The sequence below is a fragment of the Rhodococcus sp. 05-339-2 genome (genome assembly GCF_002258965.1).
Classification (GTDB): domain Bacteria; phylum Actinomycetota; class Actinomycetes; order Mycobacteriales; family Mycobacteriaceae; genus Rhodococcoides.
Genome location: NZ_NOYW01000008.1, coordinates 280,548 through 296,958, shown reverse-complemented (window position 1 = coordinate 296,958; position 16,411 = coordinate 280,548). Strand labels below are relative to the sequence as shown.

At 64.6% G+C, this 16,411-nt stretch carries 14 protein-coding genes; 2 read left to right on the top strand and 12 right to left on the bottom strand.

The window, feature by feature from the left end; all coding sequences use genetic code 11:
* Nucleotides 1-25: 25 nt before the first annotated feature.
* The 11 genes from CH273_RS07675 to CH273_RS07625 all read right to left on the bottom strand — a co-directional run bounded on the left by CH273_RS07675 (nucleotide 26) and on the right by CH273_RS07625 (nucleotide 12,447).
* On the bottom strand, nucleotides 26-715 hold the full coding sequence (locus tag CH273_RS07675) for a response regulator transcription factor (protein WP_032393874.1): 690 nt from the start codon (nucleotides 713-715) through the stop codon (nucleotides 26-28).
* Nucleotides 712-1,884: a sensor histidine kinase gene (locus tag CH273_RS07670; RefSeq protein ID WP_032393873.1), complete on the bottom strand. Its 1,173-nt coding sequence runs from the start codon at nucleotides 1,882-1,884 to the stop codon at nucleotides 712-714. The genes CH273_RS07675 and CH273_RS07670 overlap by 4 nt, the downstream gene beginning before the upstream one ends.
* 137 nt (nucleotides 1,885-2,021) lie before the next feature.
* Nucleotides 2,022-2,777: a phosphoglyceromutase gene (locus CH273_RS07665; RefSeq protein ID WP_032393872.1), complete on the bottom strand. Its 756-nt coding sequence runs from the start codon at nucleotides 2,775-2,777 to the stop codon at nucleotides 2,022-2,024.
* The gene (locus CH273_RS07660) at nucleotides 2,774-3,916 is read right to left on the bottom strand and encodes a low temperature requirement protein A (RefSeq protein ID WP_032393871.1); all 1,143 of its coding nucleotides are present in this window, start codon (nucleotides 3,914-3,916) and stop codon (nucleotides 2,774-2,776) included. The genes CH273_RS07665 and CH273_RS07660 overlap by 4 nt, the downstream gene beginning before the upstream one ends.
* Nucleotides 3,917-4,145: 229 nt before the next feature.
* Nucleotides 4,146-4,547, bottom strand: coding sequence for a hypothetical protein (locus CH273_RS07655; protein WP_032393870.1), 402 nt, complete (start codon nucleotides 4,545-4,547; stop codon nucleotides 4,146-4,148).
* A gap of 12 nt (nucleotides 4,548-4,559) precedes the next feature.
* Nucleotides 4,560-5,102 (bottom strand): DUF3558 domain-containing protein, encoded by a 543-nt coding sequence (locus CH273_RS07650; RefSeq protein WP_082322359.1) that lies wholly within the window; start codon nucleotides 5,100-5,102, stop codon nucleotides 4,560-4,562.
* A 158-nt stretch (nucleotides 5,103-5,260) separates the two neighbouring features.
* Nucleotides 5,261-6,496: a lipase family protein gene (locus CH273_RS07645; RefSeq protein WP_442981389.1), complete on the bottom strand. Its 1,236-nt coding sequence runs from the start codon at nucleotides 6,494-6,496 to the stop codon at nucleotides 5,261-5,263.
* On the bottom strand, nucleotides 6,496-8,217 hold the full coding sequence (locus tag CH273_RS07640; RefSeq protein WP_052049243.1) for a CocE/NonD family hydrolase: 1,722 nt from the start codon (nucleotides 8,215-8,217) through the stop codon (nucleotides 6,496-6,498). Before CH273_RS07640 ends, CH273_RS07645 begins: the two co-directional genes overlap by 1 nt.
* A 26-nt stretch (nucleotides 8,218-8,243) precedes the next feature.
* On the bottom strand, nucleotides 8,244-9,452 hold the full coding sequence (locus CH273_RS07635; protein WP_032394162.1) for a lipase family protein: 1,209 nt from the start codon (nucleotides 9,450-9,452) through the stop codon (nucleotides 8,244-8,246).
* A gap of 92 nt (nucleotides 9,453-9,544) precedes the next feature.
* Nucleotides 9,545-10,996 (bottom strand): MFS transporter, encoded by a 1,452-nt coding sequence (locus CH273_RS07630; RefSeq protein WP_052049242.1) that lies wholly within the window; start codon nucleotides 10,994-10,996, stop codon nucleotides 9,545-9,547.
* Complete coding sequence (locus tag CH273_RS07625; protein ID WP_032393867.1) at nucleotides 10,993-12,447, bottom strand: condensation domain-containing protein; 1,455 nt, start codon at nucleotides 12,445-12,447, stop codon at nucleotides 10,993-10,995. Before CH273_RS07625 ends, CH273_RS07630 begins: the two co-directional genes overlap by 4 nt.
* Before the next feature lie 259 nt (nucleotides 12,448-12,706).
* Between CH273_RS07625 and CH273_RS07620 the strand changes: the two genes are divergently transcribed.
* On the top strand, nucleotides 12,707-13,729 hold the full coding sequence (locus CH273_RS07620; protein WP_032393866.1) for an alpha/beta hydrolase: 1,023 nt from the start codon (nucleotides 12,707-12,709) through the stop codon (nucleotides 13,727-13,729).
* A gap of 35 nt (nucleotides 13,730-13,764) precedes the next feature.
* Nucleotides 13,765-14,730, top strand: a complete 966-nt coding sequence (locus tag CH273_RS07615; RefSeq protein ID WP_032394160.1) for a glucosyl-3-phosphoglycerate synthase — start codon at nucleotides 13,765-13,767, stop codon at nucleotides 14,728-14,730.
* 69 nt (nucleotides 14,731-14,799) lie between these two features.
* Here CH273_RS07615 and CH273_RS07610 read toward each other — a convergent pair whose 3' ends face one another.
* Nucleotides 14,800-16,389: an AMP-binding protein gene (locus CH273_RS07610; protein ID WP_032393865.1), complete on the bottom strand. Its 1,590-nt coding sequence runs from the start codon at nucleotides 16,387-16,389 to the stop codon at nucleotides 14,800-14,802.
* Between the last annotated feature and the right edge of the window lie 22 nt (nucleotides 16,390-16,411).

Genomic DNA, 16,411 nt, shown 5'->3' with positions numbered 1-16,411 from the left:
GCTCTACTCTCACATGCCGCAGGCTCTACCCCTCGAGCTTGTAGCCCAGTCCGCGCACGGTCACCAGGTGTTCCGGCTTGGCCGGATCGGATTCGATCTTCGAGCGCAGTCGCTTGACGTGCACGTCGAGTGTCTTGGTGTCGCCCACGTAGTCGGCTCCCCACACGCGGTCGATCAACTGCCCGCGGGTCAGCACTCGACCGGAGTTGCGCAGCAGATACTCGAGTAGGTCGAATTCCTTGAGCGGCAACGTGATCTGCTCGGATCCGACCATCACCACGTGGCGTTCGACGTCCATGCGCACCGGTCCGGCTTCGAGCACTCCGGTGTCGACTCCACCGTCGACCTCGGCGTCGGAGCCGCGCCGAAGAACTGCGCGGATGCGGGCGATGAGTTCGCGTGCCGAGTACGGCTTGGTGACGTAGTCGTCGGCACCGAGTTCGAGCCCCACGACCTTGTCGATCTCACTGTCGCGTGCGGTCACCATGATGACGGGAACCCCTGAGCGCGAACGCAATTGCTTGCACACGTCGGTTCCGCTCATGCCGGGGAGCATGAGGTCGAGCAACACGATGTCGGCTCCTGCGCGATCGAATTCCGCCAGTGCCGACGGTCCGTCTCCGACGACGGTGGCCTCGAAGCCTTCCTTGCGGAGCAGGAAGGCCAGTGGATCGGCCAACGACTCTTCGTCTTCCACGATCAGAACGTTGGTCACTGATTCTCTCTTTCTGTAACCGAAGCGTCGTCTTCTTCTTCGAAGTACGCAGGGATCTGGAGGGTGAAGGTGGATCCGGTGCCCAGCTTGCTCCACAGCGAGATGCTGCCGTTGTGGTTGGCTGCGACGTGTTTGGCGATGGCCAGGCCGAGGCCCGTGCCACCGGTGGCCCGCGACCGAGCTTTGTCGACGCGGAAGAATCTCTCGAAGACGCGTTCCTGGTCTGCCTTGGCGATGCCGATGCCGCGGTCGGTGACGGCGAAAGCCACGTTATCTCCGCGCAGAGCTCGGCTCACCGAAACGGGCGAGCCGTCCGAGGAGTAGGCGATGGCGTTCTGGATGAGGTTGGCCAGGGCCGTCACCAACAGCGCTTGGTCTCCGAGGACCTCGAGGCCGCTCGGGTGGTCGGTGGTGACGGAGATTCCGGCGTTCTCGGCGGCGAGCTTGGATCGATCCATCGCCTCGTTGACGACGGTGTCGACGTCGACCACCTCGAGGTCGGGTAGCTTCTCGGCTCCCTGGAGTCGCGAGAGCGCGATCAGTTCGGTCACCATGTTGCCGAGCCGTTTGGATTCGGCGACGACCTTGCCGCCGAAGTGCCGGACGGAGTCCGGATCGTCGGCCGATTCGAGCAGCGCCTCGGCCAGCAGGCTCATCGCGCCGACGGGGGTCTTCAGTTCGTGGCTGACGTTGGCGACGAAGTCCCGACGCGTCGCCTCCATCCGGACCTGCTCCGAGTCGTCGTCGGCGAACAGCACCACGAAGCGCTTGTCTTCCTTGCTCAGCAGGCGCGCAACGCAGCGGACGGCGATCTTGTCGCGGCCGGTTCTCGGGTTCTTCGAGCTGAGGTCGACCTCGACGGGGTTTCCGTCGGCCAGGACCTTGAGAACGGTCTCCCAGGCACGATCGTCGATCAGACGGTTACGCACCAGTCCCAGCTCCTCGGCGCGCGGGTTGAACAGCACCACGTCGTGAAACTGGTCGACGACGGCGATGCCACTCTCCGATGCGAGGACGATCAGGTCCAGTACCTGCGACATCGTCAGGCCGGAGCTGGCTCGGCGACGCTCCGAGTGTCGAGTGTTGAGGTACGGGATCAGAACACCGCCGACGAGGTATCCCACGAAGGCCGCGGCGATAGCCAGTAGTACGGCCGATGCGACACTCACACCGGAATCGTACGTTCGATGGACAGCTCACATACGCAGGGTGCAGGCATTTCCCTGGTCGTCATAGTCCCCGTCGGCAGTGTTCTTCGATCGTTCACCTGCAGTTACGACAAAACGTCGGTTTGCGGGAGGTGGCGCTACTTGCCGCCCTGGTTTGCCACGGCAGCTGCGCCTGCGGCCGCTGCTTCCGGATCGAGGTAGGTGCCGCCCGGGTTGGTGGGCTTCAGCTTTCCGTCGACCTCCTCGAGGTCGTACTGCAGCGGAATGCCGGTGGGGATGTTCAGTTCGGCGATATCCGCGTCGGAGATCTCGTCGAGATACTTCACGAGAGCGCGCAGCGAGTTGCCGTGCGCGGCGACGAGGACGTTCTTGCCTGCCTTCAGGTCGGCGACGATCGTCTCCTCGAAGTACGGGATCAGGCGCTCGACGACGTCGGCGAGGCATTCGGTCAGCGGAACGCTGTCCAGATGGGCGTAGCGCGGATCGGCGTCCTGGCTGTGCTCGCTGCCGATCTCGATGGGCGGCGGCGGGGTGTCGTAGCTACGACGCCACAGCATGAACTGCTCGTTGCCGTACTTGTCCTTGGTCTCGGCCTTGTTCAGTCCCTGCAGTGCGCCGTAGTGCCGTTCGTTCAGACGCCAGTCGCGAACGACGGGTATCCAGTGCCGGTCGGCCGCGTCGAGTGCGAGGTTGGCGGTGCTGATCGCGCGACGCAGCAGCGAGGTGTACAGCAGGTCGGGCAGGATGCCCGCCTCGGCGAGGAGCTGGCCTGCGCGCTTGCCCTCGGCCTCACCCTTCTCGGTAAGTCGCACGTCCACCCAACCGGTGAACTGGTTGGACGCGTTCCATTCGCTCTCGCCGTGACGAAGCAGAATCAAGGTTCCGATACTCATGTGGTCAGTTTCTCATGCTCCGGCTGCGCCGGCCCGCGTACGACGAGCACGCCGACGACGACGATCATCACGACGGCGGTGAGGGTGATCGGGATGGGAATGACGGGGTCGAACAGCACGAGCACGGCACCGGTGGGGACGACGACGTTGACCACTCGATCGGCGTGGGCACGGATAGCGATCAGCCAGACCCCGAACACGAACACCGCGATCGGGATCGTGACCGTGAACGACGCGGCGGTGTCGCCGAGCTTGCTGTGCTCGGTCAGTACGTCGATCTCGACCTCGATGCCGGCCGAGAACGCGCCTGCTGCCGCGAAGATGAAGTAGTGGGCGTAGCCGTAGATCACCGAGTTGCCGAATTTTCCGATCGCTCGGTGATGCGGGGGCCAGAAGTAGATCCACCACAGGCTCGCGGTGACGACGAGAGTGAGGACGGAGATCGAGATCAGTGGTGCGAGGGCGGTCTCGTCGTGAATTGCCTCGATGATCGCGTTGGCCGACGCGAGTAGGGATTCGCCGAGCAGAATCAGTGTGAACAGTCCGTAGCGTTCGGTGATGTGGTGCGGATGCCACGGTGTCGTGCCCTGCCGCTCGGCGATCAGCGGTACCGACATCTCGACGCCCGCGAGTACGACGAACACGACGATCGCGGCGGTGCCGTCGAGCAGCAGTACCCAGAGAATCCACAGAACCTGAACTCCCGCAATGCCTCCCGCGTAGGTCAGAGCGGTCGCGCGAAGTTCGGGACTCTTCGAGGCTCGGACCCATTGCGTCACCATGGCCACCCGCATCACGACGTAACCGAGCACAACGATCGCGAAATCCTGGTCCACGAACGCCGATTCGATTCCGGCGGCGAGCACCAACACCCCGGCCATCTGTACGACGGTCAGCGTCCGATACAGCCAGTCGTCGGTGTCGAAGGACGTCGCGAACCACGTGAAGTTCATCCACGCCCACCAGATCGCGAAGAACACGAGCGCGTAGCCGACCAGGCCGTGGGCGACGTGATTCTCGGTGAGGTCGTGATGGAGTCGAACCGAAGCAATGCTGACGGCCACCACGAACACCAGGTCGAAGAACAACTCGAGTGGACTCGCTGCCCGATGCGGTTCCTCGGGATCACGCGGTCGCATCGGAGACAGGCGGGCAGCGGATAGATTCACGATCGCAGACTAGGTCATCCCATTCGTGAGCGTTGTCTCTATTGTGTTGCGAGAGTTCAGTATTACGGACATTTCGGACATTGGTCGACGCTTCGCCGTGGGTAGTGTCGGCACCTCACACCCCTTTTCCCGACTGCGTGCTGGGGTTCGAGTCCTGGCTGGTGTGTGAGGTCGGTAGAAAGGGTGTGAGGTTACCGGCTCACTCCCCCAGGTCCGCCCCGATCGCGCCGATTCGAGCTCCCACACTCTCATCGAGCTCCTCGGTCTCGACGAAATAGCGACGAAACACCGAGCGCATCAATTCGATGACTTCGATATGTTGCCTGATCGCAACAGCCGCCGACCGCTCTTCCCCATCGGCAAGTCGCTTGAACTTGCGACCCAGCTGCTGAGCCGAAGGAAGCGTGCCGAACGCGTCGACATCGACCAACCATTTTGTCTTCTCCAACATCAACTCGAGATGCAAGATGTATTCGGCGCATACTTTGTCGCACTGAATTGCGACGCCCTCCGGAATTTCCAGATGACCCGACTCCGCCTGCGCGGCCAATGCCCGCCACGTCAGCCTGGCAGCCGCAAGCTCGTCAGGACCCGATCCCATAGCTGCTCCTTACTATCGGTTCGACGGTGGCAATAATGGGCGGAGCGCGCTTCCGACACGCTCGACCTCTACACATGGATCACCTAGTGGCTCGCGAGAAGCCCTCCCGTCCAGAATGAAGTAGACAATTCCTCCGACCACTTCGTAGGCGACACCACAGCTGACCTCGTCGTAATTCGCAGTTCGCCGAAACTGAACTGCCCCAGTGCCATTCACTACGGTAAACTCACCGAACTGGTCATTCCCTTTCAGATACGCGAGATCGTGGTCCGACGAGAACACTCCAAGGAAGTACCAGGAGCCTGGATCGGGGTTCCTCCAGGCGCAGATCATCCAGTCGGTGGACAACGGCGCGTCTCCGAACAGGTTCGTGCTCTTGCTGTTCACATCCAATCCCGCTGCCTCGATGGCGTCGTTCGGGATGGTGCAGGGATCCCATGGCTCGTCTTCCACCGGTGTCGCGACCACCGAGCTCGTCGGCTCTGCAGCCGGCGCGCTCTTCGTCGCCCCGCCGCATCCGACGACCAATGCCATCACGCCGACCAGACCCGCCACCCACCACCGCGTTGCCCTCACCTCTGGTTCGACGCGGCGAATGTCGGTTCGGTTCCGCGACGACCTCACACACCTACTGACGAGTGCGCGCCCCCGCTCACTTCAGAGCAAGGGCGCGCAGTCGTCAGAAAAGGTGTGAGGTCACCATCGAGCAGAGGTCAGCCGCAATTCGACGGAGCCGGCTCCCCTCGGAATCGCGCGTCCACGTAGGCGTAGGCCTCGGGCAGTCCGACGAGCGATCCGCTGAAGTGTTCGGCGAGTGGGTAGGCCCGGAACTGCACTGTTGCCCCCGCTGCGCAGTAGCGGTCGACCGTCTCTTTCACCGGTGCGAAGGGAGTGATGAAGTCGTTGATCCCATGCCAGATGTACACCGGGGCGGTGGGAACGCCCTCGTACTCCACGAGACTGTTCTTCTTCAGAACCGCCTGCGCAGAAGGCAGCGAGGCAATGTCGACGTTCGACAGGTCCCGGGCGCTCTTGAAGGCTCCGCCGATGATGATGGGACGCCTGCATTCGTTGCTCACACGATCTCGCAGGGCCAGACCCGCCGCATTGAGGTTCTCCGAGACGGGGAACTCCGTCGGGTATTCACGTTCGAGTCCGAGGGATGCCGCCAGCGCCATTCCGAAGGCCGGATGCGGAATGGCACTGTAGCCCAGGTTCTTTGCGATCAATCCCAGGTCGGCGGGAGTTCCGCCGTGCACGCTGGCCACGATGTTCAGCTCCGGCGCGTAGGTGGGTGCCATCGCACCGGCCCACGATGTCGCCAGTGCGCCTCCGGAGTAACCCAGTAACGCGACGGGGCTGTCCTTCAGCGGCAACTGCTCGAAGTTCTGCACGGCTCGAACCCCGTCGAGCGTCAACCGACCTTCGTACTCGGCAGCGCCGTAGGCACCGGTCGGTCCGAGGTAGTCCGGCACCGCAACCGCCCAACCGCGGGCGACCATACCGAGGTACAGGCTCGGCGCTTCACCGATCTCGTAGGTGAAAAGTCCGTGCGAAGGGGCACATTTGACGCCCAGAGCATTGATGACGGCCTGGTAGGACACCAGCGGGGTTCCGGCGCCTCTACCTCGGGGCATCAGCACCGTGGTCACTGCGGCAACCGGTGCACCTGCGGAGTTGGTGGACCGGTACTTCAGTTGCCAGATGTCGGTGTTGGGGTACATCCAGGCGTCCGCACGACGGCTGGCCAGGATGTCACCCGGCGCGTGATCGGCGATGTCGGCCGGTGCCGCATAGAAGACGTCCGGATCGGGGGCCGTCGGCGCGGGAGCCGCCGACGCTGTTGTGCCCGTTGCGAACAGGTACACGCAGAGTGCCACCAGGATGGACCCCAGGGTCGAGAGCTTTCGGATCACGGTGCGCCTTTCGGAGTGAGCAAGATCGAAGATCACGGAACTACGGGAAGGGAGAACTGGTTGATCGGATCCGTCGAGGACACGACGACGTCCGCTGGGCCCGGCCCACCCGCGAAGGACGGATCCGACGCGGTGATCTCGACGGCGATGCGGTGTCCGAGGTCGAATCGATGGACGATGCTCGGTAGCGAGATGGTCACCGGCTCGCCGGATCCGCTGAGTACGGCAGGTGCAACCAGTCCATGGATCGGACTGCGCGCACCGTCGGGTGCTACGTCGAGCACGGTGACGAAGACGGTCGCGGGACCGGACACCGTGGGACTGATGGACAACGTCGGTGCGCCGACGACATCGATGGGTTCGGTCAGTGGCGGGGTCGTCCAATTCGCGGCAGAACCGGGTAACGAGACCCGTGGCACGGGCAACTCGCCCGCGAGATTCGGCAGTCCGAACGTGGTGGGCATCGACGCACCTGCACCCCGAATCGTCTGTTTCCAAACACCATTCGTCGAATCACCCTCGGACAGCGATCCATTCGACAACTGAAACGTGCGTCGGGCACCTACCGGAAATGTCTCGGATTCGACGTACGCGGGCGACGCGACGCCGCGGTAGGGCACCCAATCTCGGAAATAGGTGAATGCCGGCCCCGGGTCGACGTCGCGATCTTTGAGGTGTCGGTCGAGCCAGTTGCCCACCAGTGCCGCTTCGTGCTGAGTGAACGGGTCGGGTGCCTTGATGTCGAACTCTCCCGGATAACCCTTCCGATCGTTGTGTCCCCACGAGTGCCAGATCATGGACGTCTCGACGCCACGCGAACGCAAGGTCTCGTAGGTGGCGGCCGCCTCGTCGAGGCTGAACAGTGAATCCTTCTGGCCCTGCGTGAGCAACACCGGGACATCGACGCGATCGAGGTAGTCCACCGGCGATACGTGACGCATCGCCGCCAGAGTTTCCGGGCCGGGTTCACGATTGGCAGCGAAGGCGGACGCGGCGTCGCACACCCACTGGGCGTAGTTCGGGCACCCCTGCGCCCGTGCCGGATCGACTGCGTATCCGCCCGGGCCGGTCAGAATTGCGCCCGCGGCCAGAAACGCCGACCCGAACACGCTCTTGACCGGTCCGACGGATCTGCGGCCCGCCCCGTCCGGTGCCATCGACCGCGCCAGATCGTTCCAGGTGATCATCGACGCCACGGTGTCCAATCGTGGATCGACCGATGCCGTGGCCAATCCTGTTGCGCCGGCGTAGGAACCGCCGAGGTAGCCGACGCGCGGGTCACCGGGTCCGTCGAGTCGAACCACGTCGAGTGCCGGAGCGGCCACCGTCCGTGCGGGGTCGGTGAACACTCCGCCGCTCTCGCCTGCGAGGTAGCCGACGAGAGCCGACGCGGCCATCCCGTCGTAATCAGGATCGGCGAAGTAGATCTTGCACGTCGAGCCGCCGAAACCAAGGGCCGAGTAGGACAGCACCACGTAGCCGTGGGTGGCGAATCTGGCAGCGGCACCTGCCTGGTCGTCCTTGGACCCGCCGAAACCGTTGCTGGTCAGAATGGCCGGGGCTCGGTGGTCCGGTCCGAGCCCGGCAGGAACATAGATATCTCCGACGACGGTGCAGTGCTGATCGCGTTCGGGTCCCACTGCGATGTCGAAGTACCGAGTCTGCACCGAGAAGCCGCCGAGCGTCTGCGGTGCCAGGACCGGAAGATCCGCTGCGTATCCGGGCACCGACGCCGCAACCAGAGCTGTCGTCACAGCAGCGACGACAGTTGCCCACCGTCTCATCGGAGGCAGTTGGTCGGCGGCGCGACGCCCCGAAACCTGTTGTCCAGGAATGTCAGTGCTGCGGGAAGCCCCTCGAATGCCGCCTGGATGTGCTGCGGTGCATGGACGACGTCAAACTGCAACGTGGCCCCACTCGCGCAGTACCGCGCAGCAGTGTCACGCAGCGCACCGATCGGAATCAGCGGATCGTTGTCGCTTCCCCACAGAAGTGTGGGTGCCGTCGGCACACCTGCGTACTTGACCAGACTGTTCTCGTCGATGATCTGCTGTGCCTCGGGGCTGTCCACCAAAGAGGTGGTGGTCGAGACGGCCAGCGCACTCTTGAACGCTCCGGTCGCCAGGATCACCGGCGTGCACGCATTCGACACCTGATCCTTCAACGCCAAACCGGTGGAACTGAGTTGTGCGGTGATCGGCAAGCGATCCGGGTACTCGCGTTCGAGTCCGAGGGCGGCGGCGAACGCGAGACCGAATGCCTGGTGGGGCTGAAAACCCAATGCACGGGCGATGCTGTCCAGATCTGCGGGCACACCTCCGGCTGCGGCACCGACGATGTTCAGCTCGGGTGCGTAGCTGGGAGCGAGCGCCGCGGCCCACGCCGTCGCCATTCCGCCACCGGAGTAGCCGGCCATACCTACCGGGCTCGCTGCCAAACCGAGTTCCGGCACGCGCTGTGCGGCGCGGACGCCGTCGAGCGTGATCTGTCCGCCCAACTTGGCTGCGCCGTACGCACTTTTCGGCCCGAGATGGTCCGGTACCGCCACGGTCCATCCACGCATCAGCGCGAGATTGAGAAATTCACGTTCCTGCACGCCGGTCGTCGGGTCGGCACCGAACAGAGACTCCGACGGAGCGCACTGCAGCCCGAGCGCGTTGACGAACGGCTGATACGACAGTAGAGGCCCGCCGGGTGCGCGGTTCATCGGTGCCAGAACGGTTGTCACTGCGGCGATGGCGTCGCCTCGGGAATCGGACGACCGGTACTGGAGCTGCCAGATGTCGGCGCCGGGATACAGGGGGCTCGAAAACCGCCGACTGGCAACGACATCACCGTTGTTCTTTCCGTTCAGGTCTGCAGCCGCCGCGTACAACGTGCCTGGTACCGGGGCCGGATCACCGGGCGCTGCCGACGCGTGGGGAGCCGAAGCGAACAACAGCGACATCAGCCCGACGACGAGTGTGAGGGTCACGAGGGTGCGAAGCATGGCGAAATTCTTCTCGATTTCGATCGGCCCGAACGCAAGGTTCGGGTGAGAGATATTCGGATACCGTTGACGGACAATCGACTTCGAAACAGTCACGGCGCACCCTGGGAGACCATCGGCGAGTTGCGGTCGACCGACTCGCGATCGCCGCGGGGCAGCGCGGCCGCGACTGCGGTGGCCAACCCCATGGTCGCGGCCAGCCCGAACAGCACCGCCCGCTGCGACGTCAGGTAGTCCGCGGCGACCGGCTCCGCGGGAAGCAGGTTGAAGTACACGGCACCGGTGACCGCAGTACCCACAGCAGATCCCACTTGCTGGACGGTCGGCATGATCCCCGACGCCGAGCCGATGGCGTGCGGGGCCACCCCGGCGACGATGGTGCTCTGCAGCGGCGCGATCACCGACCCGAGACCCGCGCCGAGCACACCGAGCGGGACGACCGCCCACCAGGGGAAGCCTGCACTGTCGAGATACTCGGTGGTGACGCCGAGAACGAGCAGAGCCAGTCCCATAGCCCCCGCACCGGCCACAACGACTCGACAATCCCAGTGGCGGAACGAGATCGGCGCAGCCGCGGAGGCGAGCACGGCTCCGAGCGCGAAGGGAACGGTGATCGCTGCCACCGTCGACGCGCTCTCACTCAGTCCGGATTGCAGTGTCACCGACATCGTCAGAACGAATCCGGTGAAAGTGCCGTACACGAGGGCCGACACGGCACATCCCACGGAGAATCCGCGTGCACCGAAGACACCGATGTTCACCATGGCGTGCGCTCCCGCTGCACGTCGACGACGCTCCCACACCACGAACCCGGCCAGGGTCGTCAGACCGAGCGCAACCGCGGGCATGGCAGCGAGGGCACTCGAGCTGATCATGACGGGGCAGACGATCAGCAGAGCCCCGATCGACCACAGGGCGGCACCGACCGCGTCGAACCGTCCTCCGTGTCCTGCCGGGACCTGCTCGGAACCCGGTGCGACGAATCTGCGACCGAGAACGACTGCCGCAGCGGAGATCGGGACGTTGATCAGAAACAGTGCGCGCCAACCGGTTCCGAGGATGTCGAGGTGCAGCAGCGCTGCGCCGATCGACGGCCCGGCGAGTCCGGTCAGCCCCGCGGTGCCACCGTACAGCGCGAACGCGGTGGTGCGCCGGGTGCCGGAGTAGGCCGCTGTCACGATCGCCACCGTCTGGGCCGACATCGCCGCTCCCGCGAGCCCTTGCAACACGCGAGCGAGGACGAGCAGTTCGACCGTCGGCGCGTACGCACAGAGCACCGATGTCACGGCGAACAGCACAGTGCCGGTGACGAATACCGTTCTGCGACCGAAGACCTCACCGGCGCGTGCCATCGTGAGCAGCGCGCAGGCGAACGCGAGCAGGTACGCCGTCGGGATCCAGACCTGCCCGGTGCCCGACGCGTCGAGGTCACGCGCGATCGTCGGCAACGCCACGGTGACGGCGGTGACGTCGATCATCTGCATCGTGACGGCCAGCAGACAGGCACCCAGCGTCAGCCACGAGCCGCGGCGATGGTGCGTCATACCCGGCTGACGTCCGGAAGCTCGTGGGCGAACACGTGAGCCTCGGGCGGCTGTGGAATGTAGTCACCCTTGTCGACCACGGCGGAGTAGATTTCGGAGATCTTGGAGAAGTACAGGTCGATCGAACGGTCGGCCTCGTCCGTGCCCGGGTACAGGAACTCGACGCCGGTGTGGTCCTCGAAGCGGTTGATCCACATGAAGACTTCCTCGGAGCTGCCGCGGTTGCCGTAGAGACCGGCTCCCGCCGCGTCCAATTCGGCTTCGCCCGGTAGCTTGCGAACGTCGACGTAGGAGATCATCGGCGCGGTCCATCCCGGCTGCGTCGTGATTCCGTGTTCCGGCAAGGCCAGCTCCAGCACCCGGTGGTACGAGGTGTTCGCCAGCAGCTTTCCGGAGTCGAATGCCTCTTGCGCGAGCACCGCGAGAGTACGGAACGTCGGCTGCTCACCGAGGTCGAATTGCACCGGAATCAGGCTCGAGTACCAACCGATCGACGCGAATTCACCCGGCGTCGACCGAGTGCTCTTGGGTGTCAGCCCGAGGTAGCTGTCCCGGCCGGCGAGCTCGTACTCCGCCAGGGCTGCGGCGGCGAAGATTCCGCCGATGAACTTGACTCCCACGGCTGCACACGCCTCGTCCACTGCCCGCGCCGTGGCACCGTCGAACAACGGGAACGAGCTGTGCGAGGTCCGTGTGTAGTCGACACTGCTGCGTCCCAACGGAAGTGGGAATGTCGGAAGATCACCTCCGTTGTCGGTGACCAGATCGATCCAGGTCCGAACGGCAGGACTGTCCAGGGTTGTGGCGTCGCTCTCGAGACGTTCACGCTGGCAGTACTCGAGGTAGCTGCCCGGGGTGAACAGGCCGTCGGACTCCCCCGTCACCGCATTGCGGTAGAGCTGGCGCAGTTCGTAGTAGGTCAGAGCCTGCGAGATGCCGTCGGTGTCGAGGTGATCGACCGCCGCGTACACCACGAAGTGATCGTCGTGTTCGATCGTTCCGAACGAGAAGCAATCCCAGCTCTCGGGACCGGGGGTGCTGTCCTGCACGTGACGCCGGATGGCCTCGGAGTCCGCCGGCACTCCGAAATCGGTCGGTTCGAGCGCGATGTCGGCGATGTCGACGAGGTGGCGCGTGGAACCTTCGGCCGTGGTGGAGAACCAGCTGCGGAACGAATCGTGCCGGGTGACGAACGTGTTGAATGCGCGCCCCATCGCGGCGCGGTCCAGTGCGCCTTCGATCTCGAACGTCACCAGGCACAGCCGGGAGAATCGGAACGACGATCCCCGGTTGCGGTACGCGGCTTCGAGATACGCCTGCTGGATGTGCGAGGGCGGTGCCGGGTGGACGGGTGCGGCCGCGGCAGCAGCTCGTGAAGCGACGGTGGGTGACCACGTGGTGAGCGGTCCTGGAGCGGGTTTCCACTCGTCGATGAGTCCGAATGCGACCACGACACAACCTTTCGAAGGAGACAGAGCGATTCGACGCGGAGAAGTGCGTCGGAGGAGCCAGTGCATCATCCGGGCCGAGGCCGAGAAACCCGCCGACGAGCATTTTGGAAAATTGACAACGATCCGCGGGATATCTGTGTCAAAACTGAACAATCGTCAGCATTGTTGTCGATGACAGTGTTCCGATCTACCGTCTGAGGTCGTACCGCGTCGGACACAGGCCTGTCGCGCATTGCTCCCACGATGTCAGGAACCATTGATGCCCAGTCGATTTCGCCTCGGTCAGGCGACCTCGTCGGCTCTGAGCGCGCTCGCTACCGCCGTCGTTCTCCTGTCGAGCACGGCGGCACCGGCTACCGCCGAAACCACCTCGTCGGTGGTCGGCGTCGAGGGCATTGCCGACCGACGAGACATCGTGTGGGTGCATTCGGCAGCCATGGACCGCGATATCCAGGTCGACGTATTTCGGTCGGCACAACCCGGTTCACCGACGCTCTACCTACTCAACGGAGCGGCGGGCGGCGACGGGGGAAGCAGCTGGTTCGATCAGACCGACATCGCCGGCTTCTTCGGAAACAAGAACGTCAACGTGGTGGTCCCGCGCGGCGGCGCAGCGAGCTACTACACCGACTGGCTGCACGACGATCCGGTTCTGGGCCGAAACATGTGGTCCACCTTCCTCGGTCGGGAACTTCCTCCGTTGATGGATGCTCTGCTCGACGGCAACGGGGCGAATTCGGTCGCCGGTATCTCGATGGCAGGCACGTCCGTCCTGCAGTTGGCGATCGCCCACCCGTCGGTGTATCGATCCGTCGCGGCGTTCAGCGGATGCGCGCGTACCAGCGACCCGGTAGGTGCCATGTACGTCAGGTCGGTGGTCGAAGCCCGCGGCGGTGGGTCGACCGCCAACATGTGGGGACCCCAGGGAAGCGCCGACTGGATTGCCAACGACCCTTACGTCAACGCCGAGGGTTTGCGCGGCATCGACGTGTACATCTCGTCCGGAACGGGAGCGCCCGGTGCATTCGACGTACCTGGTGGTCCTGGAATCGGCAGCGATTACGGCAAGCTCGCCCAGCAACTCGCCGTCGGCGCCGTGATCGAGGCGACGACCGATGTGTGCTCGCAACAGATGCAGAAACGCTTGCAGGAGCTCGACATCGAGGCCACCTACAACTTCCGACCCAACGGGACCCACTCCTGGGCCTACTGGCAACAGGATCTGCACGACTCGTGGTCGGTGATCGCACCGTCGTTGGGGCTGCCGACCGGCACGTCCTGACCCGTGACTCCTCGAGCGATGACGAAGGAAAAGCGATGAACCGAACCGACGCTGCGGGCACTCCGGCTCTGGCTGCCACCTGGGCCCGCTCACCGTGGCCACTCGCCGACATCATTCGGGCCAAACGTGGCCGGACCGTCTCGGTCGTGCTACCCGCTCTCGACGAGGAGGAGACCGTTGCCGGCGTCATCGCCTCGATGACTCCTCATATGGGCAGCCTGATCGACGAACTGGTGGTGCTGGATTCGGGATCGACCGACGCCACCGCCGCGCGGGCCCGCTGCGCCGGTGCCACAGTCGTCTCCAGGGAGGACTCACTACCCGGCACACCCGTGGTCCGCGGCAAGGGTGAAGCGCTGTGGCGCGGCGTGGCTGCGACCTCGGGGGACATCGTGGTGTTCGTCGACTCCGATCTGGTCGATCCCGGTTCGCACTTCGTTCCCTCCCTCGTCGGCCCCCTGGTCATGGACGACGACGTCGAGTTGGTCAAAGGCTTCTTTCGTCGACCCCTGACGATCGGTGACACCACCGACGAGGACGGCGGCGGCCGCGTCACGCAGCTGACGGTACGGCCGCTGCTGACGGCACTTCGGCCCGAGCTCGCCGGTGTCTTCCAACCCTTGGGCGGGGAATACGCCGCGACTCGTCGCCTCTTGGAGGCACTTCCGTTCGCGCCCGGCTACGGCGTCGAAATCGGTGTCCTGCTCGATACGTGCGACCGGTTGGGTATCGGCGCGATCGGTCAGGTCGGACTGGGAACCCGACGGCATCGAAATCGACCGACCTCGGAGCTGGCGGTCATGAGTCGGCAGATCATCGCCACGATGTTCTCGCGCCTCGGCCTGAACGATTCCGGAGCCGAGTTCACCACATTCTCGACCACCGGCTCTCAGGTCTCGATGAGCGTGGCACCCTTGTCTCTTGTCGACCGTCCCCCGCTGATCACCGTCGACCACTACCTGCGTGCCACTCGCCGGAACTCGGTGAGCGCCCCGGTGTGAGACGAAGCCAGCCGCGCCCTCCACCGTCGAGCACGGTGGAGGGCGCGGCTGGGGCTTTCGAGAGACGAGCTACTTGCCTGTCTCCGCGGCACGGAGGTCCTTGCGCAGAATCTTGCCCGCCGCAGACTTGGGGACGATGTCGATGAACTCGACGCGTCGCACCTTCTTGTGCGGCGACACGCGCTCGGCGACGAAGGCGATGACGCCCTCTTCGTCGATCGTGGCACCCTGCTGGCGGACGACGAACGCCTTGGGGATTTCCTCGCCCTCGTCGTCGAGCACTCCGATGACGGCGGCGTCGGCGATCTCCTCGTGCGTGAGCAGCAATGCCTCGAGCTCGGCCGGGGGCACCTGGTAGCCCTTGTACTTGATCAGTTCCTTGAGGCGGTCGACGATGTAGACGACACCCTCGGGATCGACGACGGCGATGTCGCCGGTGTGCAGGTAACCGTCGGAATCGAGGGTTTCTGCGGTGGCGGTGGGGTTGTTGAGGTACCCGACCATCACGTTCGGTCCCTTGACCCACAGCTCGCCTGGCTTGCTCAATCCCTCAGTGGGCAGCTCGATCTCCTCGAGGGTGCCCGGGTCGACGAGCTTGTTCTCGGTGTTCGCCAGCGGCTGACCCACCGAGCTGAGCGGCATGTCGTCGCGATCGAACGGAATGGCGTGGCTGACGGGGCTGAGCTCGCTCATGCCGTAGCCCTGACGCACCCGCGTGTTCAGACGCTTCGCGACGGCCTTGCCGAGTTCCTCGTCCAGCGGTGCCGCGCCCGAGAAGATGGTGTGCACGCTGGAGAGGTCGTACTGATCGATCATCGGGTGCTTGGCGAGCGCGACGGCCACCGGCGGTGCGATGAACAGATACGTGAGCTTCTGATCCTGGATGATCCGCAGGAATTCGACGAGGTCGAACTTCGGCATCGTCACCAGGTGCGCGCGCAGCTTGAGCGCGATGTTGAGCAGCACCGTCAGGCCGTAGATGTGGAAGAACGGCAGCAGCGCCAGAATCGCGTCGTCGCTGTCGATCCCGACGCGCGGTTCCATCTGTGCCACGTTCGCGACGAGGTTGCGGTGGGTGAGGATGACGCCCTTCGGCACACCCGTCGTGCCGGAGGAGTACGGCAGCACCGCGACGTGCGTGGCCGGATCGAACGAGACCTCGGGGGCGGGTGCGCCCTGGGTGAGCAGGTCGCGCAGGTTCGGGTGGCCCTCTGCGCCGTCGAGCACGATGACGTGATCTGCGTCGAGGCCGACCTTCTCCGCGGCGGCCTTGGCCTGCGGGTACAGCGGGGAGACGGTGAACAGGAACTTCGCGCCCGAGCCGGTGAGTTGCTTGGCGATGTCCTCTGCCGTGTACAGCGCGTTGATCGTCGTCGCAGTTCCACCCGCGCGCAGGATGCCGTGCAGCACCGACGCGAACGCGGGCACGTTCGGCGAGTGGAGTCCGACGACGTCGCCGACCTCGAGTCCGCGTGCGGCCAGAGCGCCCGCGATGGCGTCGATCTGGCCGATCAGCGTCTTGTAGGTGGTGACCGCACCCGACGTTCCGTCGATCAGTGCAGGCTTGTCGAGGTCGGACTCGGCGATCGATCCGAACAGGAAGTCGTAGACGCTGAGTTCGGGAATCTCGACATCGGGAAAGGGACTGCGGAAGCTCATGGCTCTCCTTCGAAAAACTGCG

What these genes read in the sequence shown, in the direction of transcription:
- CH273_RS07655 (WP_032393870.1), bottom strand. Translation starts at nt 4,547, where the DNA reads ATGGGATCGGGTCCTGACGAGCTTGCGGCTGCCAGGCTGACGTGGCGG.
- CH273_RS07635 (WP_032394162.1), bottom strand. Translation starts at nt 9,452, where the DNA reads ATGCTTCGCACCCTCGTGACCCTCACACTCGTCGTCGGGCTGATGTCG.
- CH273_RS07665 (WP_032393872.1), bottom strand. Translation starts at nt 2,777, where the DNA reads ATGAGTATCGGAACCTTGATTCTGCTTCGTCACGGCGAGAGCGAATGG.
- CH273_RS07610 (WP_032393865.1), bottom strand. Translation starts at nt 16,389, where the DNA reads ATGAGCTTCCGCAGTCCCTTTCCCGATGTCGAGATTCCCGAACTCAGC.
- CH273_RS07660 (WP_032393871.1), bottom strand. Translation starts at nt 3,916, where the DNA reads ATGCGACCGCGTGATCCCGAGGAACCGCATCGGGCAGCGAGTCCACTC.
- CH273_RS07620 (WP_032393866.1), top strand. Translation starts at nt 12,707, where the DNA reads ATGCCCAGTCGATTTCGCCTCGGTCAGGCGACCTCGTCGGCTCTGAGC.
- CH273_RS07615 (WP_032394160.1), top strand. Translation starts at nt 13,765, where the DNA reads ATGAACCGAACCGACGCTGCGGGCACTCCGGCTCTGGCTGCCACCTGG.
- CH273_RS07630 (WP_052049242.1), bottom strand. Translation starts at nt 10,996, where the DNA reads ATGACGCACCATCGCCGCGGCTCGTGGCTGACGCTGGGTGCCTGTCTG.